The organism is Streptomyces sp. NPDC007164 (assembly GCF_040634135.1).
Classification (GTDB): Bacteria; Actinomycetota; Actinomycetes; order Streptomycetales; family Streptomycetaceae; genus Streptomyces; species Streptomyces sanglieri.
In genome coordinates this window covers 184,783-209,570 of record NZ_JBEYFB010000011.1, presented here as the reverse complement: position 1 = coordinate 209,570, position 24,788 = coordinate 184,783, and the positions used below count along the sequence as shown (strand labels likewise).

The 24,788-nt window shown below is 73.1% G+C and carries 19 protein-coding genes; 11 read left to right on the top strand and 8 right to left on the bottom strand.

All coding sequences use genetic code 11. The features are described 5' to 3' along the window. Window positions 1–78: 78 nt before the first annotated feature. The 3 genes from ABZ622_RS17485 to ABZ622_RS17475 are packed head-to-tail and all read right to left on the bottom strand — an operon-like array spanning window position 79 to window position 2,302. On the bottom strand, window positions 79–876 hold the full coding sequence (locus ABZ622_RS17485) for an ABC transporter permease (RefSeq protein ID WP_360543960.1): 798 nt from the start codon (window positions 874–876) through the stop codon (window positions 79–81). Continuing rightward, window positions 873–1,934 carry an ATP-binding cassette domain-containing protein gene (locus ABZ622_RS17480; protein ID WP_360543958.1) on the bottom strand — a complete coding sequence of 354 codons (1,062 nt, stop codon included), beginning with the start codon at window positions 1,932–1,934 and terminating at the stop codon, window positions 873–875. Before ABZ622_RS17480 ends, ABZ622_RS17485 begins: the two co-directional genes overlap by 4 nt. Continuing rightward, on the bottom strand, window positions 1,931–2,302 hold the full coding sequence (locus ABZ622_RS17475) for a hypothetical protein (protein WP_360543956.1): 372 nt from the start codon (window positions 2,300–2,302) through the stop codon (window positions 1,931–1,933). Before ABZ622_RS17475 ends, ABZ622_RS17480 begins: the two co-directional genes overlap by 4 nt. Window positions 2,303–2,423: 121 nt before the next feature. On the opposite strand from ABZ622_RS17475, the gene ABZ622_RS17470 reads away from it, so the two are divergent. Then, window positions 2,424–2,825, top strand: a complete 402-nt coding sequence (locus ABZ622_RS17470) for a GntR family transcriptional regulator (RefSeq protein ID WP_360543954.1) — start codon at window positions 2,424–2,426, stop codon at window positions 2,823–2,825. Window positions 2,826–2,933: 108 nt separating this feature from the next. Continuing rightward, the gene (locus ABZ622_RS17465; protein WP_360543952.1) at window positions 2,934–4,055 is read left to right on the top strand and encodes a DUF5808 domain-containing protein; all 1,122 of its coding nucleotides are present in this window, start codon (window positions 2,934–2,936) and stop codon (window positions 4,053–4,055) included. 33 nt (window positions 4,056–4,088) lie between these two features. Here ABZ622_RS17465 and ABZ622_RS17460 read toward each other — a convergent pair whose 3' ends face one another. From ABZ622_RS17460 to ABZ622_RS17450, 3 genes are all read right to left on the bottom strand, one after another. Beyond that, entirely contained in the window at window positions 4,089–4,553 is a 465-nt protein-coding gene (locus ABZ622_RS17460; protein ID WP_360543950.1) for a hypothetical protein, read from the bottom strand. Between the two features lie 124 nt (window positions 4,554–4,677). Continuing rightward, window positions 4,678–7,158 carry a GTPase-associated protein 1-related protein gene (locus tag ABZ622_RS17455; protein WP_360543948.1) on the bottom strand — a complete coding sequence of 827 codons (2,481 nt, stop codon included), beginning with the start codon at window positions 7,156–7,158 and terminating at the stop codon, window positions 4,678–4,680. 352 nt (window positions 7,159–7,510) lie between these two features. Continuing rightward, a complete protein-coding gene (locus tag ABZ622_RS17450; protein ID WP_360543946.1) occupies window positions 7,511–7,786 on the bottom strand; it encodes a hypothetical protein in 276 nt (91 codons plus the stop codon). A gap of 263 nt (window positions 7,787–8,049) precedes the next feature. On the opposite strand from ABZ622_RS17450, the gene ABZ622_RS17445 reads away from it, so the two are divergent. Continuing rightward, a complete protein-coding gene (locus tag ABZ622_RS17445; RefSeq protein WP_360543944.1) occupies window positions 8,050–9,060 on the top strand; it encodes a winged helix-turn-helix domain-containing protein in 1,011 nt (336 codons plus the stop codon). A gap of 167 nt (window positions 9,061–9,227) precedes the next feature. Further along, the gene (locus tag ABZ622_RS17440; protein ID WP_360543942.1) at window positions 9,228–10,112 is read left to right on the top strand and encodes a peptidase S1; all 885 of its coding nucleotides are present in this window, start codon (window positions 9,228–9,230) and stop codon (window positions 10,110–10,112) included. Window positions 10,113–10,389: 277 nt separating this feature from the next. Here ABZ622_RS17440 and ABZ622_RS17435 read toward each other — a convergent pair whose 3' ends face one another. Both ABZ622_RS17435 and ABZ622_RS17430 read right to left on the bottom strand, forming a co-directional pair. Beyond that, entirely contained in the window at window positions 10,390–13,374 is a 2,985-nt protein-coding gene (locus ABZ622_RS17435) for an acyltransferase family protein (RefSeq protein WP_360543940.1), read from the bottom strand. 16 nt (window positions 13,375–13,390) lie between these two features. Continuing rightward, window positions 13,391–15,067, bottom strand: coding sequence for a cellulose synthase catalytic subunit (locus ABZ622_RS17430; RefSeq protein ID WP_360543938.1), 1,677 nt, complete (start codon window positions 15,065–15,067; stop codon window positions 13,391–13,393). A gap of 308 nt (window positions 15,068–15,375) precedes the next feature. On the opposite strand from ABZ622_RS17430, the gene ABZ622_RS17425 reads away from it, so the two are divergent. The 7 genes from ABZ622_RS17425 (at window position 15,376) to ABZ622_RS17395 (ending at window position 24,787) form a co-directional block, all read left to right on the top strand. Continuing rightward, window positions 15,376–16,011, top strand: a complete 636-nt coding sequence (locus ABZ622_RS17425; protein ID WP_360543936.1) for a GNAT family N-acetyltransferase — start codon at window positions 15,376–15,378, stop codon at window positions 16,009–16,011. 166 nt (window positions 16,012–16,177) lie between these two features. Then, window positions 16,178–16,945: a hypothetical protein gene (locus tag ABZ622_RS17420; RefSeq protein WP_360543934.1), complete on the top strand. Its 768-nt coding sequence runs from the start codon at window positions 16,178–16,180 to the stop codon at window positions 16,943–16,945. Between the two features lie 15 nt (window positions 16,946–16,960). After that, window positions 16,961–19,105 (top strand): bifunctional serine/threonine-protein kinase/ABC transporter substrate-binding protein, encoded by a 2,145-nt coding sequence (locus tag ABZ622_RS17415; RefSeq protein ID WP_360543932.1) that lies wholly within the window; start codon window positions 16,961–16,963, stop codon window positions 19,103–19,105. A 6-nt stretch (window positions 19,106–19,111) separates the two neighbouring features. Further along, a complete protein-coding gene (locus ABZ622_RS17410; protein ID WP_360543930.1) occupies window positions 19,112–21,229 on the top strand; it encodes a bifunctional serine/threonine-protein kinase/ABC transporter substrate-binding protein in 2,118 nt (705 codons plus the stop codon). Between the two features lie 297 nt (window positions 21,230–21,526). Further along, on the top strand, window positions 21,527–22,555 hold the full coding sequence (tdh, locus tag ABZ622_RS17405; protein WP_124721196.1) for an L-threonine 3-dehydrogenase: 1,029 nt from the start codon (window positions 21,527–21,529) through the stop codon (window positions 22,553–22,555). Between the two features lie 38 nt (window positions 22,556–22,593). Further along, window positions 22,594–23,787, top strand: coding sequence for a glycine C-acetyltransferase (locus tag ABZ622_RS17400; protein WP_259933951.1), 1,194 nt, complete (start codon window positions 22,594–22,596; stop codon window positions 23,785–23,787). 67 nt (window positions 23,788–23,854) lie between these two features. Next, entirely contained in the window at window positions 23,855–24,787 is a 933-nt protein-coding gene (locus ABZ622_RS17395) for a LysR family transcriptional regulator (RefSeq protein WP_266910824.1), read from the top strand. Window position 24,788: the final 1 nt, after the last annotated feature.

The following is a 24,788-nucleotide window of genomic DNA, read 5'->3' as shown; positions in this document are numbered from 1 at the left end:
GCGCGCGCTGGGGGGGGGGGGGGGGCGGGGGGGGGCCCGCGGGGGGGGCCCCCCCCCCCCCCGCCGGGTCGTGCGGGGTCAGTGCACATCCCTGCGCATCGGCACCAGGACCGCGACGAACGCCGCGACCAGCGCGTACCCGGCGAGCAGCAGTGCGCCGCCGACGGGGGAGAGCAGCGGCACCGGGCCGGTCGCCAGTTCGGCGGCCATCGTGTCCGCCAGATAGCTGAAGCCGGTCAGGGACGCCGTGGCGCCGCCGGGCAGCAGCGGGTAGAGCAGCTTGACGCCCGGGATCAGCATCAGCAGGTACTCGCCCGCGTACAGATAGCCGATGACGACGGCCAGCGCCGCGACCTGATGCCGGATCAGCGCCCCGGCGGCCACGCCCAGCAGGGTGTACACCGCCATCGCCACCGCCGGCCGGACGAGCAGTCCCAGCACCTCGCCGGTGGCCATGCCCGGCGTCACCCCGCGCGCCGCCACACCCCCGAAGAAGGCCGCCGCCGCGGTACCGGTGAGCACCAGCCCGTACAGCAGACCGGCGACGCCGTACGCGACGAGCTTGGCGGTCAGTACCTGGCGGCGCCGCGGGGCGTACAGAAAGGTGTACGTGGCGGTGCGGTGGCGGTACTCCGACGTCATCGCCAGGGTGCCGAGCGCGGCCGGCAGGAACACCGTGAAGCTCAGCATCCCGAGTACGGAGCGGACGCCGGCCTCGGTGTCCAGGCCGGGCGCCGGCGGATCGAAGTTCTCCGGGCCGACCAGCGTCATCGCCCCCACCATGCCGCCGCCGAGGACCACGGCGGCGAGGAGCGCCCACATCGGGAGGCGGGTGGCGGCCAGCCGCCGGAACTCCGCCTTGATCAGTGCGCTCATCGCCGTGCCGCCTTCTCGTCCGTCGCTGCCTGGGGCCGGTCGTGACCGCTGGTTCCGTCGGCACCTGCTGCCTGGGGCCGGTTGTGGTTGCTGGCTCCGTTGTCCGTCGCTGCCTGCGGCCGGTCGTGGCCGCCCGCTCCGTCGTCCCCCGCCAGCCGGAGGAAGAGCTGCTCCAGGCCGGCCTCGGTGGTCAGCCCGTGGACCCGCAGCCGCGCGGCTGCGGCCAGATCGGCGACGGCGCGGTCCGCCATCCCGTACACGCGCAGGCTGCCGTCCGCCATGAGGTCCACCCGGTCGGCCGCCCCGTCCCGAGCGGTGCCGCGCAGCAGCGCGGCGCGCAGCTCCGCCGCGTCCGGGGAGCGGACCAGCACCGTGCCCGGAGACGTCCGCTCGATCTCCGCCAGGGGTCCGGCCGCCACCAGCCGGCCCTTGCGGATCACGACGACGTCCTCGACGATCTGCTGCACCTCGCTCAGCACATGACTGGAGATCAGCACGGTGCGCCCCTCGGCGGCCAGTCCGCGCAGCAGGGCGCGCAGCCAGGCGATGCCTTCCGGGTCGAGCCCGTTGCCCGGTTCGTCCAGCAGCAGTACGCGCGGGTCGCCGAGCAGCGCGGTGGCGAGCGAGAGCCGTTGCCGCATGCCTGTGGAGAAGGTGCGGGTCGGGCGGTCCGCCGCCTCGGCGAGTCCCAGCCGGGTCAGCAACCGGTCGACCCGGTCGGCCGGATGGCCGCCCATGGTGCGGTAGATGTGAAGGTGGTCCCGTGCCGAATGGCCGGGGTGGACCGCGGAGGCGTCGAGCACGGCGCCCACGGTGGCGGAGGGCCGGGGCAGGTCCGCGTACCGCCTGCCGCCGATGGTGGCGGTGCCGGAGGTGGGGGCCACCAGGCCGAGGATCATCCGCATCGTCGTGCTCTTGCCCGCGCCGTTGGGGCCGAGGAAGCCCGTCACGACGCCCGGCCGCACGGTGAAGCTCAGGTCATCGACGGCCCGGACCGCTCCGTAACGCTTGGTCAGCCCGCTGACCTCTATGTGCGGGCCCTGCGGCCGTCCGCTCATCGGTGGCTCCCCACCCGCTGCTCGATCAGCCGTGCGGCCTGCCGCGCATCGTCGAGCGAGAGGACCAGCTCGTCGAAGTCGCCACCGGCGGCGGCGCGGTCCAGCTCCACGCGCAGTCCCGGCCTGCCCCGGTAGGCGGCCACGAGCTGACGAGGGCCGACGACCAGTCCCCAGACGCCGATCTTGGCGATTCCGGAGGCGTGCAGGCCCTTGCGGGTGCCGTGGGCGGCGCGCAGGGGAGCGTCGACGACGGTCACCCGGCGGACCGCGGCGAGCGGGACGGTCAGGGAGCCGCGCCGGGTCCAGGTGCGCTCGCGGCCGCTGAACTCGATGGTGAGGCCGGTGTCGGAGACGTTCATCAGTGCCATGGGGATTCCCCCTCCTTTTGGGGCCCGGTGGGGGCCCCTGGGCAATTGCGCGCTGACGCCGCGCTTGCCGCGTTGCCGTGAGCATCTGTTCTATTAGATGTATAGCAGATAGGATCGGGGTGTGTACCTAGTGCTCGACCTCGACAGCGAGGTGCCGATCTATCAGCAGATCCGGGACCGGGTGGTGGAAGCCATCGCGGAAGGCGCGCTGGCGCCCGGTGCCGGACTCCCGTCCACCAGGCAGCTGGCCGTCGATCTGGCGATCAACTTCCACACCGTCAACAAGGCCTATGACCTGCTACGACGCGAAGGGATCATCCGCATCAACCGCAAGAGCGGCGCGGCGGTCCGGTCCGACGTCAAGCAGCCGTCGGACGAACTGCGGGCCGGTGTCGACTGGGAGGCGCGCATGCGCACCCTCCTGGCCGAGCTGGACGTCCGCGGGATCCCGAGACAGGAGGTGACGCGCCATGTCGGGACGGTCCTGGACGGCTTCCCCGGGCGACCGGACGAGACACCATGACCCGTGGGACCGCCGCGAGCTACGGCTCTCGGAACACGGATCCGAAAATTCGCGCCATGTACCGGCGCGACGTCCCGCCCCGCCGGGATCAGTGACAAGAACGGACAGGTGAACACCTTGCTGGTCGACGCAGCTCTCAACTTCGGCATGCTCGCGGTGCTGAGCGCCGTCCTGTACGCCGCCCCCAGCCCGCTCCTCAACCCCTCCGCCGTCCCCTTCGGCGTACGCGTACCGCCGGACAGGGCGCGAGCCGCCGCCGTCGAGGAGCAGCGCCACCAGTACCGCGGCACGCTCCTCGTCGCCGCGGTCGTCGTCACCGTGCTCGCCTCGGCGCTCGGCGCGGCCCTCGGTACCCTCACCGCCGGAGCCGCCGGCTCCCTGCTGCTCTGCGCCCTCGCCGCCGCGCTGTGGGTGCGGGCACATCGCGGCATAGCCCGTGCGAAGGCGGCCGGCGGCTGGTACGAACACACCCGGCAGGGCGCCGTCATGGACACCTCGCTGCGCACCGACCCGGTCCGCTTCCCCTGGTACTGGACCGTCCCCGCGCTCGTAGTGATCGCCGTCAGCACCGCCGCGGGCGTCATCGTCTACCCCGGGCTGCCCGACCGCATCTCCATGCCCCGGCGCTCGGCCGGCGGCACCGTCTACGAGTCGTACCCCACCACTGTGTGGACGGCCTTCGGCCTCGTCCTGTGCCAGGTGCTCCTCACCCTCGTCGTGGCCGCCGTGGTCGCCGGACTGCTGCGCGCCCGCGCCGACCTCGACGTGGCACGCCCCGCGGCCGGCGCCGCACGGTACCGCCGCTACCTCGTCTTCACGGCCCGCTCCATGATGGGCATCGCCGCACTGCTGAACCTCATGCTGCTCGGGCTGTCCGCGCTGATGTGGAGCGACACCCGCTCCAAGCCCATGACCTGGGCCGTCACCGGCGTGCCGCTCGTCGCGGTGCTCGCCCTGGTCGCCTGCCTCGTCCTGCGTGTCGGGCCCGCGGGGAGCCGGCTGCCCGACTCCGCGGACGAGGCGGACACCGGACTCGTACCACGCGACGACGACCGCTTCTGGCGCGGCGCCGGCACCGTCTACGTCAATGCCGACGACCCGGCGGTCCTGGTGCCCAAACGGGTCGGCATCGGCTGGACGGTCAACCTCGGCAACCCGCGAGTCCTCGTCGCCACGGCATCGCTTTTCGCCGTCGCGGCGGGAGCGGCCGGCGTGCGGGCCGTGCTGTGACGCGGTGTTCCGCGCCGGGGGCGACGCCGGTCGTCAGCCCTCGTCCTCGGCGCTCTCCGGCTTCAGCAGCGGATGGGCGACCCCCGGGAACACCCGGGCCCGCACCACCGGCTCCGCGGATCCGCCCTGGATCACCGTCTCGGCGACACCCCACGGCCGTCCGGGCAGCACCACGGTCAGGATGTACGAGGACGCACAGCCCAGGCAGTCGTAGCGGTCGGCCCAGGTCTCCACGTCCGTGACGCTGCCGGGGTAGCGCGCCACGTGCCGGTGCAGCGCGTGGCAGCGTTCGCACCGCTCGCCGGGCTCGCAGGTGCCGCCGCAGGGGCACGGGACATCGAGGGTGTCCGCGGGGCGCCAGCGCTGGGTGAGGACGGCCTCACGCGTGGCGCCCATGTCCTTCATGGCCTTCAGATTGCGGGCCGCGACGTTGTACGACTCGCCCGTCGCGGCCATCCGGTCCCGGATGACGTCCTTGCGTCCGCGGTTCGTCGTCATCTGTTCCTCCTGGGGGTGTCACGCAGCCCGCCGGGAGCGCACGAGATCGATATGTCACACGGTACCGGTCACCTTGGACGGGCCACGACTTCCGTCTCCCGTCCGGGAAGGCCGAGGCGGCCTCTCATGACCGCCGGACCCGTGCCGCCAGCCTGTTGCCGAGCCGCCTGCGGAAGCCGTCCGGCCGGTTCCACGCCCGGAACGCCTCCGCCGTACGGCTGCTTCCCGCCCGCTCGGCCGCCTCCTCCACCGCCGTCACCTCGCCGGCGGACAGGCCGCGCACCACCGGACGCAGCACCTCCTCCAGCAGCGCCGCCCTGGTCTCGCTCCAGGCACGGCCCGCGTGCGGGTGGGAGCTCCAGACGGTGAAGCAGTCCGCGACATAGGCAGGGTCGGAGCGCAGCCGGGCGAGCACCGCGTCCCGGCGGGCGGCGCTGCCGTAGGCCGCGATGAGGTCCGGGTCGTCGCAGTGGACGAACGCGTACAGCTCCGCCTCGGGCCGGTCCGGGTCGAGCAGCCGCCCGGCCAGGGCGCCGAACGCCTGCTCGCGCACGCCCGGCTCCACCGGTTCGGCCCCCGCACACAGCGTCCGGGCCTGCTCCGCCCAGCCGGGCTCCGCCGCCCCCGACCGGACGTCCCGCGCGAACTCCAGGAGGTGCAGCGCACCGCGCGCCCGCGCGTCGATCTCCTGCGGGAACCCGCGCAACAGATCATGGGCGAGCTCGGGGGCTTCGTGGTCGTCGGCCGGGGCACCGAGCGCCGCCCCGACGAGAACGGACCACGTACCGGCCGTGCGATGCGCGTCGGACGTGCTCCCGGCCAGCAGCAGCCGGGCCTCGCCCACTGTGGGGACGCCGTCGCCCCAGACCAGACCCACCGCCGTCCGCAGCACCAGCGGCTCGGTGAACGGTGACATGCCACCGGCCCGCAGCACCGCGTTCAGCACCTTCACCCGGTCCTCGCCGCCGCTCGCCCTGGCCTCCGGCGCCGCCGCGCACATCCGCAGATGCGGCAGCGCCTGCGCCCCGGTGAACGGCAGCGCGACCCCGGCCAGCAACCGCTCCGTCGCCGACGGATCCTGCGGGGCGATCCGGTCCAGCTCACCGAGCAGCGCCGTACGCACATCGAACTGCTCGTCCAGGAGGTCGAGCAGCACCGGCCCGAAGCCGCCCGCCCCTTCGTCCAGCAGGGACCGCGCCATCCGGCTCACGACGGCGGGGAGCAGCTCCGCGCAGTCCACGTCGAGCAGCCGCGCGATCCGCAGCAACTGCACGGTGCGCCCCACGCTCCGGCCGGGCACGGCGTCCGGGACGACCGGCCCGCCGGCGGCCAGCTCGGCGCGCAGATCGTCGCCGACGGCCTCGACGAGCGCCGCGGCGACACGTTCCCCGCCCGGCCCGGTGAAGACCGAACGCCCCGGGGGAGCCACGGAGACATCGCCCCCGTAGACCGCCACCGTCACCAGCAGGGCGCCGAGAGAGCCCGTCACGGCGGCCGGGGCCCTTCCGTCGAGCGCGGTCAACAGCCGGGCCACAGCGGCGAGTTCATGCGACGTGCGGTCGATGTCCGGGTCGGTCAGGGCGTCGGCGAGCCGGTGGGTGCGCTCCTCGTCCAGCGCGTACGGCCGCTCGGCGGCCCACTCGGCCGCCGCGGCCCGCTCGGCCGCCCCGAGCGGAACACCCGCGCAGAGCGCCGTCACGGCGAGCGGTCCGGCGGCGAACGGCCCGCCGGGCAGTTCGGCCGCCGCCCGGAACAACTCGGGGGACCGGTTCCGCCAGATCCGGGCGCAGGTCTCGGCCCAGGCGTCGTCCACCGGCTCGCCGGGACGGGCGCCCGCACAGTCGCGCACCCGCAGCGCCTGCGCCCCGGAGCCTTTGGAGCCGTCCGGCGGCGGGGCATCCTGTGGCAGTACTCCGACGACCTGGTGCGGGGAGTGCGCCGGGCGGCGGGTGTACGTCGTGAACGTCAGCCGGTGCGCGTCGTCCGGCGGCAGCACGGCCGAGGCGAGGGCGATCCACCTGGCCACGTCCGCACTGTGCCGCTCCACCAGCACCAGGCGTCCCGCCGACGGGTCCTCGCACACCCGGCGCAGATCGGCGAAGACCGCCGCCAGCCAGGGGCTCCGGGAGACCGCGAAGTCGTTCAGCGCCTCGGGGCCGAAGGCGGCGGAGGCGGGCAGCGTGGATATCCGCTCGGGAGTGCCGCCGCCCGGCGGGGTCGAGGCCCAGTTCGGCGACCGCCAGGCGGTGATCGGCAGGGCGTCGCCCGGCAGCCGCGTACCGGCCTCCAGATGCACCGCGTGCGCGTGGAACCCGAGGGTGCCGTGACCGGCGAACCCCACCGCACGGGAGAGCAGGTGTCCGCCGTCCGGCAGCGCGCTGAAGCTGAACGCCTCGGGCAGAGACCGGAGTTGGTCGGCCGTCGGCCGGTGCGGGGCGTCGGCGGGCGGCTCGTAGCGAAGGAGCTGTTCGGCCTCGGCCAGCACCTGCGTGGGCAGCCCTGTGCTGACAGCGGTGAAGTGCGCGCCGCTCCCGCCCCCGTCGTCGTCCGCAGAGGAAGCAGAAGCAGCAGAGGCAGAGGTGTAGTGCAACTGCGCGAGACTCATGCGTCGGGCCCTCTTCGTCCTTGCCGCAGAACTCCCCGTGCCCCTCGGGGCGGACCGTACGACGCACGGCGACGACCCCGGCGGGAGGCGGAAACCGCGATCGCGGGAGCGACGCTATCAAGGCGCGCGCCTCTCCCGCGCGCCCCGCCGAACGGCCGTACCGCGCACCGGAATCGCTCCGGCACACGGCACGGTGTGTCGGACGCGCCGGCCGACCGGTGGGCGGTGCTGGACCGGAAGCCCCCGGGCAAGACGGCCCGGGCCGAGCCGGACGCGTCGCACTGACGCCGCGCGGAGCATGTGCGGGACGGGCGGCGCGCCCGTCCCGCACACGCCGATGGAGTCGGGTCCGTCAGTCGGCGAGGACCCAGCCGGCCCAGAGGCTGCCGCTCGGCTTGCACTTGTAGTCGTAGACGTTCGAGGCGGCCAGGTAGTACGACGCCCGCTTGTCGCAACGGGACTTCGCCGAGAAGTACTCGCCGGTCTCCTGCCCGGTCGCCGCCACGGTGACGGAAGCGCTCTGGGAGTCGGCGGGTGCGGTGGCGGCCTGGGCCGGAGCGGCGACGACTCCCCCGAGCAGGAGAGCGGCCCCCATTGCTGTGCCGGCAAGGACATGGCTGATACGCATGATGCGTTCCTCGTCTCTCGGGTGCGTTGCAGGTTCCCGACGCGGTGCCGGAAACTGCCTCCGAGCGGCACGGACACGGCCGGACGGCCCCGACTCCCCCTTGTCCCGACCGTCCGACCGCATCCGGGCCGGGCGGCCGATGGCCAGGGACGAACCGAACCGTGTTCGTGCTCGCTCACGGACAAGAGTGGCCGGGCGGCCGCTCGGTGATCGACGCGATTTGACCTGGCCCGAATAACGACATCCTGGGCAGGCTCTGCGTCATGCCGCTGCGTATCCACTTCACCGCCGAAGACCTGACCCGCACCCGGCTGGCCGGCGGGCCGGGTCCCATGCTGGAGCTGGACATCGCGCTGCGCCTGTTGCAGGAAACCAGCCATCCGACCCGGTTCGGGGCCTGGCGCCGGGAATCGTTGCGCCGTCTGTCGCCGCGAGTCAGGCGGTTGTGCGACCTGATCCCACCGACGGGCTGGACGGTGGAATTCCTCGGCCACGCGACCGCCGGCACCATCGAAGAAGCGCTGGACCGGGTCCGCGCCACGCCCGCCGCCCAGGTCCGCAAGAACATGGAGACCTGGGTCGGACTCGACCAACGGCGCCCCGTGCCGTCCTGGACACAGTCACTCGGCAGCGACAAGCGACTGCTGATGGAACTGGCCGAGACCGCCGCCCACGCGCACCAGCACGTCATCGCCCCGTATCAGCAGCACATCGATGCCCTCAGCGGTGCGGACCAGGCACTGCGTGCGCGGCAGGTCGCTCATGGCGGGCTCCAGGCCCTGCTTTCCGGACTCAACCCCCGCTACATCCGGTGGAGGCCGCCCGTTCTGGAACTCACCATGGCCTCCGGCAGCACGGGCGACATCCATCTCGCGGGCCGCGGCCTACTCCTGATCCCCTCGGTCTTCGGGGCGGTGTACCCCGCGCTGGACGACACGGCCGAGCCCCAGCCGTGGCTGACCTACCCCGTCGGCCTCCGCGACACCGATCACTTCTTGTCCCCCATCGACACCGCGCGAACCCTCAGCACCGTTTCCGACTCGCTGACGGCCCTGCTCGGCCATACCCGCGCCGTGGTCCTGTGCACCATCGCCCACCGCCCTGGCTGCACCACCACCGAACTCGCCCGCCACGCCGGTATCTCCCCGGCCAGCGCCAGCCAGCACGCGACCGTCCTCCGCACCGCCGGCCTCACCCGCACCACCCGGCATCACAACACCGCTCTCCACACCACCACTCCCGCAGGCCACAGCCTCCTCAACCACGTTTCCTGACGGCGCATTTCGGGGCGCGCGACGAACCGTGCCCAGTGCGCCCGGCTCACCTCAATGGCTCACGCACCGGCCGCCCCGCCGGTCGTTGGTCGTCTTCGGATCGATCGATTCCCCGAGGGTGCCGCTCAACGGGCCCAAGGGGCCATCCGAACTGAGGAGATGCTCCAATGAAGCGCAAGACACTCGCCGCGGCGGTCGCCGCCCTGGCCCTGGCCGGTCTGGCCGGAACGACCCAGGCCGGCGCGGTTCCCGGCACGGTCTCCGGCGACGGCGGCAACCGCATCGGCACCCTGCGTGTCAACGGTGACGCCTTCGTCAAGGAGGGCGGCCTCAGCGCCACCTGGGTCAAGGAGTCGGGCGACGTCAAGCAGATCACCCTCTCCGGCAACCGCATCGGCGTCCTCACCGGTGACGGCGTCGCCTGGGTGAAGGAGGGCGGCCTCAGCGCCACCTGGGTCAAGGAAGCCACGGACGTCAAGCAGATCGCCCTGTCCGGCAACCGCATCGGCGTCCTCAAGGACAACGGCGACGCCTACGTGAAGGAGGGCGGCCTGAGCGCGACGTGGGTCAAGGAGTCCGACAAGGTCAAGGAGCTCGAACTGTCGGGCAACCGCATCGGTGTCGTCACCGGTGACGGTGTCGCCTGGGTGAAGGAGGGCGGTCTCAGCGCCAGCTGGGTGCGCGAGTCCGACAACGCCATCGGCATCGACCTGGCCGGCAACCGCATCGGCGTCCTCGCCGGCAACGGTGTCGCCTGGGTGAAGGAAGGCGGCCTCAGCGCCTCCTGGGTGCGCGAGGCCGACGACGTCATCCAGCTCGAACTGTCGGGCAACCGCATCGGCATCCTGAAGGACAACGGTGAGGCCCGCGTGAAGGAGGGCGGCCTGAGCGCGACGTGGGTCCACGAGTACAACCAGGCCATTCAGATCGCCCTGTCCGGCAACCGCATCGGCGTGCTCAAGGGCGACGGCGACGCACGGGTCAAGGAGGGCGGCCTGAGCGCGACGTGGGTCCTGGAGGCCGACAACGTCACGGAGCTGGCTCTCTCCTAGGGGTGTGGGTGTGTGACATGTGACGCCTGGATCTGGCGCGTGACGTGTGACATGGCGTGCCTGGCGTCCGGCGCGTGACATGTGACATGTGGTGCCGGACACCGGACTCGTGACATGTGACACCCGAATCCCCGCCCCGCCGCGCCGCGCCGCGCCCCGCCCCGCCCCGCCGCGCCGCGTACCGGAGCCGACTCGGTGCGCGGTGCGGTGTGGCATTGCGGTGTGGCGGTGCGCGGCGTGGTGTGATGCCGCGCACCGCGGCGCAGCGGGGGTGCGGTCAGGAGTGGGTGGTGCCCTCCCGGGTCGAGACGGTGACGTGTCCGACTCGCATCGGGTGGCCCGGTTCGGTGCCGGGGCCCGCGGTGAGGCCGTCGGCGGCCGGTAGCTTGCCGCCCATCGCCACGTTCAGGATCAGGAACAGCCCGTGGTGCACCGCCCGGTCCCACGTCCCGGCATCCATCCGGGCCGCGCCGACCCGGTGGTGGATCCGCCCGTCCAGGTACCAGCGCACCTCCTCGGCGCCGGGCGTCAGGTCGACCTCGACGGCGTAGGAGTGGAATCCGGTACGGCAGCCGGGGCACGGCTGCGGTCCCGAGGTGAGGCCCGCCGGCTCCTCGCAGGGGCCGCCGTCGGCGGTCCCGCAGTGCATGCTGCCGAAGAAGGTGTCGCGGCCGTTGACCGACTCCATGATGTCCAGCTCGCCGACGGACGGCCAGCCCGTGTAGCCGTCGCGGAGCTTCGCTCCCAGGGTCCAGAAGGCGGGCCAGTAGCCCGCCGCGGCGGGGCCGGTGACGTCGGGCAGCGCGATGGACGCCTCGATCCGCATCACCCCGCCGGGCGGCGGGGCGAAGTCCGCCCGGCGGGACTCGATCCGGCCGGAGTACCACTTTCCGTCCCTGCGGGTGGGGACGATCTCCAGCGCCCCCTTCCCGTCCAGCCGCACGTTGTCGGCCGAGTCCGTCATGGTCTCGATCTCACCGGTTCCCCACTGCGGGGCCGGGCAGCCCGGGTAGCAGGTGCCGATGTCGTACCTCCAGCGGTCGGCGGACGGGCGGGCCCCCGCCGGTCCTTCGAAGTCGTCGTGCATGACCCGGGTCCAGCCGTCCGCGCCCGCCGCCGCCCCGGTACCGCCGGGCAGTGCTCCCGCCTCCGAGAGGAGCCGTTCGAGCCGGGGCGTGAGGACCACCGCCGCGACATCGGTCAGATGGGCGTCGTCCCGGTACAGCAGGATCCGGTCCCGTACCGCCGGGCAGTCGGCCCCCTCCGGCGGGCACAGCACCGGGTTGACCGAGACGGCCCGCACCCCGGGCAGCCGGCCGGCCGCGATCCGCCGCGCGAGCGGGTCCGGCCACCGTGCGGGGGAGCGGGCGAACGCGCATGACTCCGGGTCCGCGGTGTGCCCGGACACACAGGCCGGGATGTCCTTCCCCGGTACGGGCGTGTCCTCCAGGTACACGATCGGGACACCGAGCGCACGCAGCGGTTTCAGCGTCCGCTCCCAGCCCCTGGCGAGGAGCCGCTGGTCGTCGGTGTAGCGGTTGAGGGAGGCGATCACCACGAGGCGGGGCTTGGGCCCCTTCGTGATACGGGCCAGCGCGTCCGCGCGCCAGGTGTCGCACTCATGGTACGTACGCCCCAACTGCGGGTTGACCACGCTCAGTTCAGGCAGCGGGCAGCCCTGCTTCACCAGTTCCTGGAGCGCCCAGCCGCGTCCGGCGGCCAGCGCGAGCATCGGGGAAAACCACTGCCCGGCATGCGAGTCGCCGAGCAGCACCATCCGGTCCGGGCTGTCCGCCGCTCCGAACAGGCAGCGCGGACTGCTGGTCACCGGCGGGGCCACTTCGCAGGCGCCGTCCGGCGGGAAGTCCTTGCGCGCCTGGACGGGACTGGGCACCACGGGGCCGCCCCGCAGTGGCGTACCGTCCCGCGACAGCAGATGCGGGCCCTCGGCCGCGCCCGGCGGCAGGCCCTTCACGTCCACCGGTGTGGCCGGGCCCAGCAGGCGCAGGGCCGTGGTGCCCATCACCAGCGCGAGGACGACCGGGATGGCGACGGCCGAGACCCCCACCGACAGCCCGCGCCGGGGCAGTTCGGAGACCGTACGGCTGTGCCGCACCGGCTGCTCGACCCAGCGCATGGTGGCCAGCGCGGGCAGCACGGCCGCCGCCGTCAGCGCCGCCTTCGCCGTCCAGTCCAGCGGGCCGAGGCGGGCCTCGGCGAGCACCAGCACGGGCCAGTGCCACAGATAGAGGGGGTAGGAGAGCCGTCCGATCGCACGGGGTGCCCGGCCGCCCAGCAGCCGCCCGACCCCGTACTCGTCCGGGCGGTCCGGGCGGTCCGGGCCGTCCGTACTCGCGCCGGCCGACCGGTCGGGTATCCCGGCCAGAATGACCGCCGCGGTCGCCAGCGTCGGCACGAGCGCCGCGTAGCCGGGGTACGGGGTCGACGCGTCGTACTCGGCCATGCACCACAACAGTGCCGCGGCCCCCGCCCACCCGGACAGCAGACGCAGCGGGCGCGGGCCGCGCAGCAGGTGCCACGGCAGCAGCGCCAGCAGCGCGCCGACGCCGAACTGCCATATTCGCGAAGGAGTTCCGAGGTACGCCAGCGATACGGAGTCGCCGGTCCAGCGCAGTGACAGGACGAAGGTACCGAGTGTGAGCACCGCCGTGAAGGCGGTCACCGCCGACCGCACGGCCCGCCCCCGGCGTGCCGCCCCGGCGGCGGCGTACACGAACCCGGCGAGCAGTGGGGCCCAGAGCAGATAGAACTGCTCCTCCACCGCCAGGGACCAGAAGTGCAGCAGTGGGCTCTGGTCGTGCCCCGCCGCGAGGTAGTCGGTCTGCTGCTGGACGAAGCGCCAGTTGGCGGTGGACAGGGCGGCCGCCACCACGTCGTACTCCAGTTCGATGCGGCGCAGCGGGGCGGTGAGCCAGGCCCCGGCCAGTGCGACGGCGCCGAGGACCACGGCGGCCGACGGGAGCAGTCGGCGGGCCCGGCGGGAGAAGAACTCGCCGAGCCGGATCCGGCCGGTGGTGACGGCCTCGCGCAACAGGAGCCCGGTGATCAGATATCCGGAGATGACGAAGAAGACATCCACCCCGACGAAGCCACCGGTCAGACCGGGCTCGGCCGCGTGAAAGGCGAGGACCCCGAGCACCGCGACCGCGCGCAGCCCCTCGATGTCGGGGCGGAACCCGGCGCGGCGCGAACCCGGTCCGGGACCGCCGGGCGGCGCGACGGGGGATGTGGGCGTGGGCATTGTTCTGACGGGCCTTTCAACTCAGCCAGGGCAGCATCGGGTTGACCCAACCGGATGCGAGCAGGGCGGTGAGCACGAGGAGCGTTGTGGCGGCCAGTGCCTCGGGCCAGCGTCTGGGCAGCAGGGAGCGTCCGCCCGGCCGCGTGGGCCGGGCGGTAAGGCGTGTGGTGGAAGCGGGGCGCAGTTCGGCCCACAGGTCGCGGATCAGGGGCAGGTTGATCTGCCACTGCACCAGCAGATAGAGCGCGAGCCCCCAGTTGGGCGTCCACCCGTTGCGGGCCAGGGCCAGGGCGAGCCCGGCGGTGGCCGCGCCGGTGGAGCAGCAGAGCCAGACGAGGGAGACGATCACGACCCGGCGGGCCATGCCGCCCTTCGCCGCACCGCCGGCCCCGGTGGGCACCCAGGCCGCGCTGCGGCCGCGCAGGGTGTGCAGGAAGGCGGCCCCGGCGGCGACGCTCGTCAGGACGTTGGCCCGGATCACCTCGACCCGCCAGCGGGTCCGGCTGATCCGTGGCAGCAGCACGTGCCAGAGCCAGAGCGGGGCGAGCAGCGGCAGTACGTGCCAGGGGCGGATGTCGTCCGGGTAGCGGAGCAGCATCACCAGCGGTGGCAGCGGGGCGGCGAAGGTGTTCACCGCCGTCGTCAGATAGCCGACGATGCCCTCGTAGAAGCACAGCCGCATCCGCCAGGGGGCGCGCATGCGGGCGAGTACGGGCGTGCTCAGCAGGTGCAGATTGCCCATCGCCCAGCGGTACTGCTGATTGACGAACGACGCGAGGTTGTCCGGCGAGGTGCCCTTGGCCACCAGCACCGGCACGTACAGGGTGCGGAAGCCCTGCTCGTGGAGGGCGAGCCCGGTGAACAGGTCCTCGCTGTGGTCGAGCCGGGCGAAGCCGCCGGCCAGGTCGAGGGCGCTGCGGCGGTAGACCGCGTTGCTGCCGCAGCAGATCGCGGCGTCACTCGCGTCCCTGGACGGCTGTATCCAGCGGAAGAACCACTCCTGCGCCGACCCTGCGGCGCGCTGGATCCAGCTCATCGTCCCGTCGGTGTCGAAACACTGCGGGCTCTGCACGATGCCGACCCCCGGATCGGCGAGATACGGCACGAGGTGGCGCAGGAAGTCGGGCCTGGGCGCGAAGTCGGCGTCCAGGACGGTGATGTACTGGGCGCCGCTCAGGGTGAGCGCGTGGTTGAGGTTGCCGGCCTTCTTGAGGTGGCCCCGGTCGGGCCGGACGACGTACCGGTATCCGTACGAGGCGGCCAGCCCGGCGACCTCGGGGCTCGCGGCGTCGTCCAGCACCCACACGGTCAGCGCGCCGGGCCAGTCGACCGCCGAGACCGCGCGGTAGGCGTTGTCGAGAATGGCGAGAGGTTCGCCGCAGGTCGGTAAGTACAGGTCGACACCCGGGAGTTCAGCCGGATTCCAGGCGTGCACGAGCACTTCGTGCGAGCGCCTGGTCAGCCGCCGCTGGCGCAGGCTGTTGACCGAGGAGAGCGCCAGGGCGACGAGGTTGAGGGCGAGCACCGCGAGAAAGGCCCAGAGGGCCGGGGTGCGCAGGGCGAAGGTCAGCATTGTCGCCGCGGTGAGTACGAAGGCCAGCGAGGAGCTGATCAGTACCCAGCGGCGCTGCGGGCCGAAATACCAGTAGAGCTCTTGATCGGAAGGAGGTTGCGGAAGGTGATGGATCGTCATAAGGCCCCCATGGCCGTGCATGTGGTGGCATCAGGAGATCCACCGTATCGTCAAAGGTATAGACCATTCGCTAAGGGAGTGTTAAATGCGATGCGGATCAAGGTGTCCGGGAGTGGTCCGGACCTATTCGATCGCCCGCGTCCGTGCCGTGCGGGAATCGCGAGACCGCACGCGGGTTAACAGTCGTCCAACTCCCGGACCGGCGCGTCGGGAACGACGGGGCCGCAGGGGGCGGCGCGGGCCCCTCGCGCCTGTGACCGGCGGATATTCACTGGCGCGGGCCTCGGCCGCCAGGTAGGAATGCCGTCATGAGCACATCCACGCCCCCGCAGACCGCGCAGGACTCCGTCGACCGACGGGACTTCGTCCGCACCACATTCGACCTCGGTGATGTGGTGCTGCGCCCATGGAGCCGGCGGGACACCGAGTCGGAGGGCATGCTGGACGGCCTGGTGGCCGCCGCGGCCGACCCGCAGATCGCCCTCTGGAACCCGATCGCAACGAAGGACCGCGCCGCCGCCCTCGCCTGGGTGGAGGCGCGCGACGGAGCCTGGGACCGCGGCGCCGTCGCCCCCTTCGCCGTGGTGGAAGCCGCCGACGGCGCGTTGCTGGGCGCCGTCACACTGCGCTGGGTCGACCGCGAGGACGGCCTCGCGATGATCGGTTACTGGCTGCTGCCGGCCGCCCGCGGACGGGGAATCGCCACCCGGGCGACCGCCGCGGTGACGGGCTGGGGCTTCGCGACGGCCGATGCCCGCCGGATCGAGATAGCCCACGCCACCGGCAACGAGAGCTCCTGCCGGGTCGCCGACCGCTGCGGCTACCTCCCCGAGGGCACCCTGCGCGACTCCCACCGCTTCGGCGACGGCAAGTACCACGACGAGCACCTGCACGCCCGCCTGGCCACCGACCCGGAACCGGTCGCGGCGGCGCCCGTGGCGTGAGCGTCACCACAACGTCCTGAAGGCGCAACAGTTCTGCCCTGAACTCCCCGTGCCCGGCCCACGATCATAGGATCGACGCGGCATCGGGGAGACGGGGTGGTCGATCGTGATGTACGGCGGGCCGATACGCAGGTACGGGATCCTGCTATTGACGCCATTACTGCTGATGGCCTGTTCCAGCAGCGAGCAGAACCCGGGACGAAAAGGTGAGAGTCCGCACCCGTCGGGCAGTGCGAGCACGAAGCCGGGCGGCGCGACCACACGACCCGCCGCCGGTTCCGAGGACGCCGGGACCATCGACGCGGACCCGGCCCGGCTCCCCGCCTCCAGAAGCGCGGCGCTCGATCTCATCGCACGAGTGATCGCCGACCCCGACAGCTTCGGGCCCGGAGTGGTCCGGCGCAGCCCGTACGAGAGCGATCCGGCCACCTGGCCCGTCCTCGGGACCGACTGCGTTTGGCACCAGGAGAAGCCGGCCGGCAGCGTCCTCGCCACCGTCACCCGCTCCTTCGAAGTACCCGCGGCCCAGGGCAAGGGGCCCATCCGGCTCTCCGCCGTCATGACCGTCCACCGCACCCGTGAGGACGCGCGGTGGGAGATGGCCGAGTCGATCGAGGAGACGATGCGCTGCCCCACGCAGCAGTTGCGCAAGGGCGAAACGATCGGCTCCATGGTCTCCGCCTCGCTGTTGCGGGGCGAGAGCGGACAGAACGGCTCCGAGGACGCGTTGACCGAGTTCGGGGAGTACCGGAGCACCGAGCTCGGCGGCCCCCATCCGTACTCCTGGCAGCAGTCGCAGATGCTGCGGTTCACCCTGGCCGTGACGGGCAGGGGTGCCAAGGGACGGACCGAGGACGAGATCGACGATCTCACCACCCAGGCCCAGGCCGCCATGGAGCTCCGGCTCAAGTCCGCCGTCGAGAAGCAGAGTTGAGGGAGAGACCGGCCGATGGATGAGCTGCACGCCTCGGACCCGTCGCGGATCGGCGGACACCGGCTGCTGGGCCGGCTCGGAGCCGGCGGGATGGGGGTCGTCTACCTCGGCCGCACGGACACCGGGGCACTCGCCGCGGTCAAGGTGATCCTGCCCGAGTACGCCGAGGACGACGACTTCCGGGCCCGCTTCCGCCGCGAGGTCGAGGCCGCCCGCCGGGTCGAGAGCCCCTGGGCGGTTCCGGTCACCGGCGCCGGGACCGAGGGCGAACGCCCCTGGCTGGCAACGGCGTTCGTGCCGGGCCCGGCACTGTCCGAGGCGGTCGCCCGGTGCGGCCCGCTGCCCGCACGCAGTGTCCGGGTGCTCGGACGCCTGCTGTCCCGTGCGCTGGCCTCCGTGCACGCCGCCGGGCTCGTCCACCGCGACGTCAAACCGGGCAATGTGCTGCTCACCGTCGACGGACCACGCCTGATCGACTTCGGTATCGCACGGGCCGTCGACGCCACCGCGCTGACCGCGACGGACCTGCTGGTGGGAACCCCCGGCTTCCTCTCGCCGGAGCAGGCCACCGGCGGCGGCACGTCCGCCGGACCCGCGAGCGACGTCTTCTCGCTGGGCTGCCTCCTGGCGTACGCCGCGACCGGACGGCCCCCCTTCGGCAGCGGCGCCGTAGAGGCCCTCCTCTACCGCACCGTGCACGACGAACCCGACCTCGACGGGGTCGACGACCCCGAACTGCGCGCACTGCTCGGTACGTTGCTGGCCAAGGGCCCCGCCGCGCGGCCCACCGCCGCGCAGCTCGACGGGCGGATCGTCGAGGACGCGCCCGACGGTTCCGTCGACTGGCTGCCCGAGGACGTCGTACGGCTGATCGCCGACCGGTCCGCCGCGATGCTCGCGCTGCCCGAGATCGACGCCACGGTCACCGCGGAACCCACGACGGCCGTGCCCCGCCCCGGGCGGCGCGGGCTCCTGCTGCTGGCGGGCGCCGGAGCGGTGGCCGCAGCCGGTGGCGGCGCCTTCGCCGTACGGGAATGGCTGCGCGACGACCCGGACGCGAGCGGTGCGGCCGCGCCCGGCGAACGGGCCTGGATCATCGGCGTACAGGCGGATCTCTCCGGTCCGGGGAGTGCGGCCGGACGGGCGCAGGAACGTGGCGTGCGCCTCGCCGTCGAACGGTTCAACTCCCGTGCGGACAAGCCCTTCACGCTCCGGGTGAAGACCCGCGACGACCGGGGGGAGGCCGCCCGCGCCGTGCGGGTCGCCGAGCAGTTCACCCGCGACCGCGATGTGCTCGCCGTGATCGGCCCGACCGGCGACCCCGCCACCGGTGCCGTCCTCGCCGCGTACGACGAGGCGATGCTGCCGCTCATCACCGTGTCCTCGCTCCAGATCGCCTACCCCGCCAGGTCCCAGAAGTCCTTCTTCCAGGCCGCCCCGACCGACGCCACGCTGTCCGGGCCGATCATCAGCCGGCTGGTGCTGCGGCCCGACGTCGAACGGCTCGGCGTGCTGCTCGACCGCTCCGGCGGCCAGTCCGCCTACCAGGTCGGCTACCTCACCAACATGAACGTCGGGCTGCTCACCACCGGCACCACCTACCCACGGGTCGTGCCGCCCGGAACCCGCGACTTCGCTCCGGTCGTCGCGGACATGCTCGCGCACGCCAGTGACGCCTTCTTCTACGCGGGCGACCCGGCCGGCGCCGCCCGCACCGCACGCGCCCTCGCCGCCACCCCCTTCAAGGGGCCCCGCATGGCCATGCACACGGCCATGGACGCCGGCTTCCTGAAGGACGCCGGGGAGAGCGCCGAAACCTGGGAGTTCACCGCCCCCTACATCGGCGCGACCGCTCCCCGGGCCAAGGAGTTCGCCGCGGCGCACCGCGCGAGATTCGGGGGCGCTCCCGGCCACTGGGCCGCCGAGGCGTACGACGCGGCCGGACTCGTCGTCGCCGCCCTCACCGCGCTCACCAAAGGGGCCCAACGACCCGCGCGGGCCGCACTCGTGGCGAAGATCGCCGTTTCCACGTACGAAGGGGTGTCCCGGACCTACGCCTTCGACGAGAGCCACCGCCTCAAGGGCAGCGACGCGTATCTCTACGGAGTGCGCGACGGCGACTACCACTACCTCGGCCCGGCGCCGAAGATCAGGACCTGATCCGGCATGCGGCCGCTCACTCCGGACGACCCCCGCGCCATCGGCGAGTACCGCACCCTGGTGCGGCTCGGCGCGGGCGGCATGGGCGTGGTGTACCTGGCCCGTTCGCCGGGCGGGGCGCTCGCCGCGGTGAAGGTGATCCGGGCCGAGCACGCCGCCGACCCCGGCTTCCGGGCCCGCTTCCGGCGCGAGACCGAGGCCGCCGGGCGGGTCACCGGACCGTGGGTGGTCCCGGTGACCGGAGCCGACACCGAGGCCCGGGAACCCTGGCTGGCCACCGCGTTCGTGCCGGGCCCCTCGCTCGCCGAGGCCGTCGCCGCCGAGGGGCCGCTGCCGGCCGGGACCGTCCGGGTGCTCGGCGCCCGCCTCGCCGGTGCGCTGGTCGCGGTCCACGAGGCCGGTCTCGTCCACCGCGACGTCAAGCCCGGCAATGTGCTCCTCGCGCTCGACGGGCCCCGGCTCATCGACTTCGGCATCGCCCGCCACGAGGGCGCCACCGCCCTCACCGCGACTGACGCCGTGATCGGCACCCCCGGCTACCTCGCCCCCGAACAGGCCTCGGCCGGGCCGGTCGGACCGGCCTGCGACCTCTTCTCGCTGGGCTGCGTCCTGGTGTACGCGGCCACCGGGCGGCGTCCGTTCGGCCACGGCACCGCAGCCGGGGTGCTCTTCCGGACCGTCCACGAACAACCCGACCTGGACGGACTGCCGCCCGGGCTGCTGCCCCTGGTCGAAGCCTGCCTGGCCAAGGACCCGGCCGACCGGCCCACCGCGCGCCAGGCCGAAGAACGGCTCACCGGTGCCGCGCCCCCGGACGCGCGCTCCTGGGCGCCGCCGGGTCTGTCCGCCCTGATCGCCGAACGCTCGGCCGCCGCCCTCGCGCTCCCCACCCCGGAACCACCCACCGTCATCGGGGATCCGGGCCCGCCCGGCCCGTCCCGGCGCCGGCTGCTCACCGCCGCGGCCACCGGCGCGGTCCTCCTGACCGGCGGCACCGCCGCCGCCCTGGTGGCGGGGCGGCAACGAGACCGGGGGAGGTCCTCCCGCACCCTGCCCACGTACACGATCGGCCTGCACGCGGACCTGAGCGGGCCGGGCAGGGCGGTCGGCCTGGCCCATGAACGCGGCATCCGGCTCGCCGTCGACGACCACAACTCCCGTACCGACGCGGGCTTCCGGCTCGCCCTGCGCACCGAGGACGACGCCGGGGTCGCGGACCGCGCCCTGAGCACCGCCAACCGGCTGGTCGCCGATCCGGACGTGCTCGCCGTGGTCGGCCCCACCGGGAACGTCGCCACCGCGGCCGTCGTCAGCCGCTACGAGGCGGCGCGCCTGGCCCAGGTCGTCGTCGCGGCGGGATCCACCACCGCTGTGTCGTCGGTCGCCAAGTCCCTCTGTGTGACCCGGCCCTTCGACGACTCGCTGTCCATCGCCCTGATCGGCTACTTGGTCCGGACCCGCACGGCCGGACGGGTGGTCGTCATCGAGGACCGTGGCAGCCCCGGGAGCAGCTGGGGGGTCGCCCACAACTTCCAGGACGCCTCGATCGCGGGAACCCGGATATCGGTGCACCCGGTCGACGCGGACACCACCGGCTTCGCTCCGGCCGCCCGCGCGGCGGTCGCCGCCCGGGCGGCCGCGGTCGTCTACGCCGGATCGGTACCCGGCCGGGCCGCCCGCTGCGCCACCGCCCTGGCCGACGCGGGATTCACCGGCACCGGCATGTCCGTCGGGCCGGTCCTGGCGCCCGCCTTCCTCCGCGGCGCGGGCAGGGCCGCCGAAGGGTGGGTCTTCGCCCAGGCGTACACCGACCCGACGGCGCTGCCGGCCGCGAAGGCGTTCACCGCCGCGCACCGCGAGCGGTTCGGAGCCCCGCCGGGCCGCTGGTCCGCCGAGGCGTACGACGCGGCCGGCCTGATCGCCAGGGCCGCCCGGACCACCAGCGCGGCCGACGTGGAACGCGGCGGCATCGCCCAGCGGCTCTTCCGGACCACCCACCGGGGCATCACCCGGACACTGTCCTTCCGCCCCGACATCCGTCAGGTGCGCATCGAGGAGGGGATGTTTATCCACCGGGTCCGGGGCGGGCGGGCGCGCTTCCTGGGGCTCTTCTCGAAGGTGTGAACTCGAAGGTGTGAAGCGGAACGGCGCGGGTACGGCGCGGGAGCGGTACGCACCTGCGGCTCCAGGCCGGAGCACGGCATGAAGCGGATCTTCGGACGCGCTTAAGAAAACCTCGATGGACCTGTGGCGCGGGGTGCGGCAGATTTCTCCGTGACGGCAGAGGATGGTGCGCGGCAGCCGGTCGACGCGCGCTGCCATCGCCCCGTCCCTCTCGATCCTCCCCGGGCCGCAGGCTTCGTTCAGGTAAGCCCCCGGCCCGGGGTACTCAACGCCGCACCAGCGCAGGGAGCCACCGCCGTGAAGGCACTCGTGAAGCAGAAGGCCGAGCCGGGACTCTGGCTGATGGACGTGCCCGAGCCGGAGATCGGCCCCTCGGACGTACTGATCAAGGTGCTCCGCACCGGCATCTGCGGCACCGACCTGCACATCCGCAACTACGACGGCTGGGCCCAGCAGGCCGTGCGCACCCCGCTCGTCCTCGGCCACGAGTTCGTCGGCGAGGTCGCGGAGACCGGCGCCGATGTCGTCGACATCAACGTCGGCGACCTGGTCAGCGGCGAGGGCCACCTGGTGTGCGGCAAGTGCCGCAACTGCCTGGCCGGCCGCCGCCACCTGTGCCGCTCCACGCTCGGGCTCGGCGTCGGCCGGGACGGGGCGTTCGCCGAGTACGTCGCGCTGCCCGCGTCCAACGTCTGGGTGCACCGGGTCCCCGTCGACCTCGACGTCGCCGCGATCTTCGACCCGTTCGGCAACGCCGTGCACACCGCGCTGTCGTTCCCGCTGGTCGGCGAGGACGTACTGATCACCGGCGCCGGACCGATCGGCATTATGGCCGCCGCCGTCGCCAAGCACGCGGGCGCCCGCAACGTCGTCATCACCGACGTCAGCGAGGCCCGCCTCGAACTGGCCCGGAAGGTCGGCGTCAGCCTCGCCCTGAACGTCGCCGAGGAGACCATCGCCGACGGCCAGAAGCAGCTCGGACTGCGCGAGGGCTTCGACATCGGCCTGGAGATGTCCGGCCGGCCCGAGGCGATGCGCGACATGATCGCCAACATGACGCACGGCGGCAGGATCGCCATGCTCGGACTGCCGTCCGAGGAGTTCGCCGTCGACTGGGCGCGCATCGTGACCTCGATGATCACCGTCAAGGGCATCTACGGCCGCGAGATGTACGAGACCTGGTACGCCATGTCCGTACTGCTGGAGGGCGGCCTCGACCTCGCCCCCGTGATCACCGGCCGGTACGGCTACCGCGACTTCGAGGCGGCCTTCGACGACGCGGCGAGCGGCCGCGGCGGCAAGGTCATCCTCGACTGGACCTCCTGACCACCCGTATCCAGCTATCGAGCCGGGAGAGACCCCTCATGTTCGACTCCGTACGCGACGACATGCGCACCACCCTCGAAGAGATCGAGGCCGCCGGACTGCACAAGCCCGAGCGCGTGATCGGCACCCCGCAGTCCGCGTCGGTCGCCGTCACCGCGGGCGGCCGCCCCGGTGAGGTGCTCAACTTCTGCGCCAACAACTACCTGGGCCTCGCCGACCACCCCGACGTGATCGCCGCCGCCCACCAGGCACTGGACCGCTGGGGCTACGGCATGGCCTCGGTCCGCTTCATCTGCGGCACCCAGGAGGTCCACAAGGAACTGGAGCAGCGGCTCTCCACGTTCCTCGGCCAGGAGGACACGATCCTCTACTCCTCCTGCTTCGACGCCAACGGCGGCGTCTTCGAGACCGTCCTCGGCCCGGAGGACGCGGTCATCTCCGACGCCCTCAACCACGCCTCCATCATCGACGGCATCCGCCTCTCCAAGGCCAAGCGGTTCCGCTACGCCAACCGGGACATGGACGACCTGGAGAAGCAGCTCAAGGAGGCGTCCGGCGCCCGGCGCAGGCTCGTCGTCACCGACGGCGTGTTCTCCATGGACGGGTACGTCGCCCCGCTGCGCGAGATCTGCGACCTGGCCGAGCGCTACGACGCCATGGTCATGGTCGACGACTCGCACGCCGTCGGCTTCGTCGGCCCCGGCGGCCGCGGCACACCTGAGCTGCACGACGTGATGGACCGCGTCGACATCATCACCGGCACCCTCGGCAAGGCGCTCGGCGGCGCGTCCGGCGGCTATGTCGCGGCCCGCGCCGAGATCGTCGCACTGCTGCGCCAGCGCTCCCGCCCGTACCTCTTCTCCAACTCCCTCGCCCCGGTCATCGCGGCCGCCTCGCTCAAGGTCCTCGACCTGCTGGAGGCCGCCGGCGACCTGCGCGAGCAGCTCAACGCCAACACCGCGCTCTTCCGTACCCGGATGACCGAGGAGGGCTTCGACATCCTGCCCGGCGACCACGCCATCGCCCCCGTCATGATCGGGGACGCGGCGAAGGCAGGCCGGATGGCGGAACTCCTCCTGGAGCGCGGTGTGTACGTGATCGGGTTCTCCTACCCGGTCGTCCCGCAGGGCGCGGCCCGCATCCGCGTCCAGCTCTCCGCCGCGCACTCCACCGCGGACGTGAACCGCGCCGTCGACGCGTTCGTCGACGCGCGGGCCGCGCTGGGGGAGTAGCACCCGGGGCCCGGCCGGGAACCCCGGCCGGGCAAGGGTTCCCGCCGTGACCTGGGACAATGGGCACATGATCGATTCACGGCGGCTGCGCATCCTCCGTGCGGTGGCCGACCACCGTACGGTGACCGCCGCGGCCGCCGCGCTGTACCTCACCCCCTCCGCCGTCTCCCAGCAGCTCGCCGCGCTGGAGCAGGAGACCGGGCACCGGCTCGTCGAACGGGGCGCGCGCGGTGCCCGGCTCACCGCCGCCGGAGAGATCCTGCTGACCCACACCAACGCGGTGCTGGCCCAGCTGGAACGGGCCGAGGCGGAGCTCGCCGCCTACAGCGCGGGCGACGCGGGTACGGTCACCGTCGCCGCGTTCGCCACCGGCATCGGCCTGGTCCTCGCCCCCGCGATCGCTGCACTGTCGCGCACCGCGCCCGGCATCCGGGTCCGGGTCCAGGACGCCGAGGGCGACGCCAGCGTGCCGATGGTGCTCGACCGGCAGGTCGATGTAGCGGTCGCCGTCGAGTACCGGGGAGCCCCGGACGAGGACGACCGGCGGCTGACCCGGGTGCCGCTGTACTCCGAGCCGTTCGACGCGGTGCTGCCGGTCGGGCACCGGCTGGCCGGCCGGGCACAGGTGGCGATCGCGGACCTGGAGAAGGACGCGTGGATCGGCCCGTACCCCGGCAACCCCTGCCACGACGTGGTGGTCCTGTCCTGCGAGTTCGCCGGCTTCCAGCCCAGGATGGAGCACTCCTCGGACGACTTCCGCGCGGTGGTCTCGCTGGCCGGGGCGGGCGCCGGGGTGGCGCTGGTGCCGCGGTCGGCGCTGCGGGGGATGGAACTGGCCGGTGTGGTGGTGCGGCCGGTGGAGGGCAGCGCGCCGACCCGCCGGGTCTTCGCCGCGGTGCGGCACGGGGCGGCGGCGCATCCGCTGATCGCCCCGGTGCTCGACGCGCTGGCCGCCGCGGCGGCGCGGGAGGGGGCGCTGCCCCTGCCCGCGTCGCCGTGAC

Bases quoted from the DNA above. Each gene is read 5' to 3' on its own strand.
- ABZ622_RS17460 (WP_360543950.1), bottom strand. From the start codon at position 4,553: ATGACGACGAACCGCGGACGCAAGGACGTCATCCGGGACCGGATGGCC.
- ABZ622_RS17485 (WP_360543960.1), bottom strand. From the start codon at position 876: ATGAGCGCACTGATCAAGGCGGAGTTCCGGCGGCTGGCCGCCACCCGC.
- ABZ622_RS17450 (WP_360543946.1), bottom strand. From the start codon at position 7,786: ATGCGTATCAGCCATGTCCTTGCCGGCACAGCAATGGGGGCCGCTCTC.
- ABZ622_RS17420 (WP_360543934.1), top strand. From the start codon at position 16,178: ATGGCCTGTTCCAGCAGCGAGCAGAACCCGGGACGAAAAGGTGAGAGT.
- ABZ622_RS17395 (WP_266910824.1), top strand. From the start codon at position 23,855: ATGATCGATTCACGGCGGCTGCGCATCCTCCGTGCGGTGGCCGACCAC.
- ABZ622_RS17430 (WP_360543938.1), bottom strand. From the start codon at position 15,067: ATGACGATCCATCACCTTCCGCAACCTCCTTCCGATCAAGAGCTCTAC.
- ABZ622_RS17445 (WP_360543944.1), top strand. From the start codon at position 8,050: ATGCCGCTGCGTATCCACTTCACCGCCGAAGACCTGACCCGCACCCGG.
- ABZ622_RS17435 (WP_360543940.1), bottom strand. From the start codon at position 13,374: ATGCCCACGCCCACATCCCCCGTCGCGCCGCCCGGCGGTCCCGGACCG.
- ABZ622_RS17400 (WP_259933951.1), top strand. From the start codon at position 22,594: ATGTTCGACTCCGTACGCGACGACATGCGCACCACCCTCGAAGAGATC.
- ABZ622_RS17480 (WP_360543958.1), bottom strand. From the start codon at position 1,934: ATGAGCGGACGGCCGCAGGGCCCGCACATAGAGGTCAGCGGGCTGACC.
- ABZ622_RS17410 (WP_360543930.1), top strand. From the start codon at position 19,112: ATGCGGCCGCTCACTCCGGACGACCCCCGCGCCATCGGCGAGTACCGC.
- ABZ622_RS17455 (WP_360543948.1), bottom strand. From the start codon at position 7,158: ATGAGTCTCGCGCAGTTGCACTACACCTCTGCCTCTGCTGCTTCTGCT.
- ABZ622_RS17475 (WP_360543956.1), bottom strand. From the start codon at position 2,302: ATGGCACTGATGAACGTCTCCGACACCGGCCTCACCATCGAGTTCAGC.
- ABZ622_RS17425 (WP_360543936.1), top strand. From the start codon at position 15,376: ATGAGCACATCCACGCCCCCGCAGACCGCGCAGGACTCCGTCGACCGA.
- ABZ622_RS17440 (WP_360543942.1), top strand. From the start codon at position 9,228: ATGAAGCGCAAGACACTCGCCGCGGCGGTCGCCGCCCTGGCCCTGGCC.
- ABZ622_RS17415 (WP_360543932.1), top strand. From the start codon at position 16,961: ATGGATGAGCTGCACGCCTCGGACCCGTCGCGGATCGGCGGACACCGG.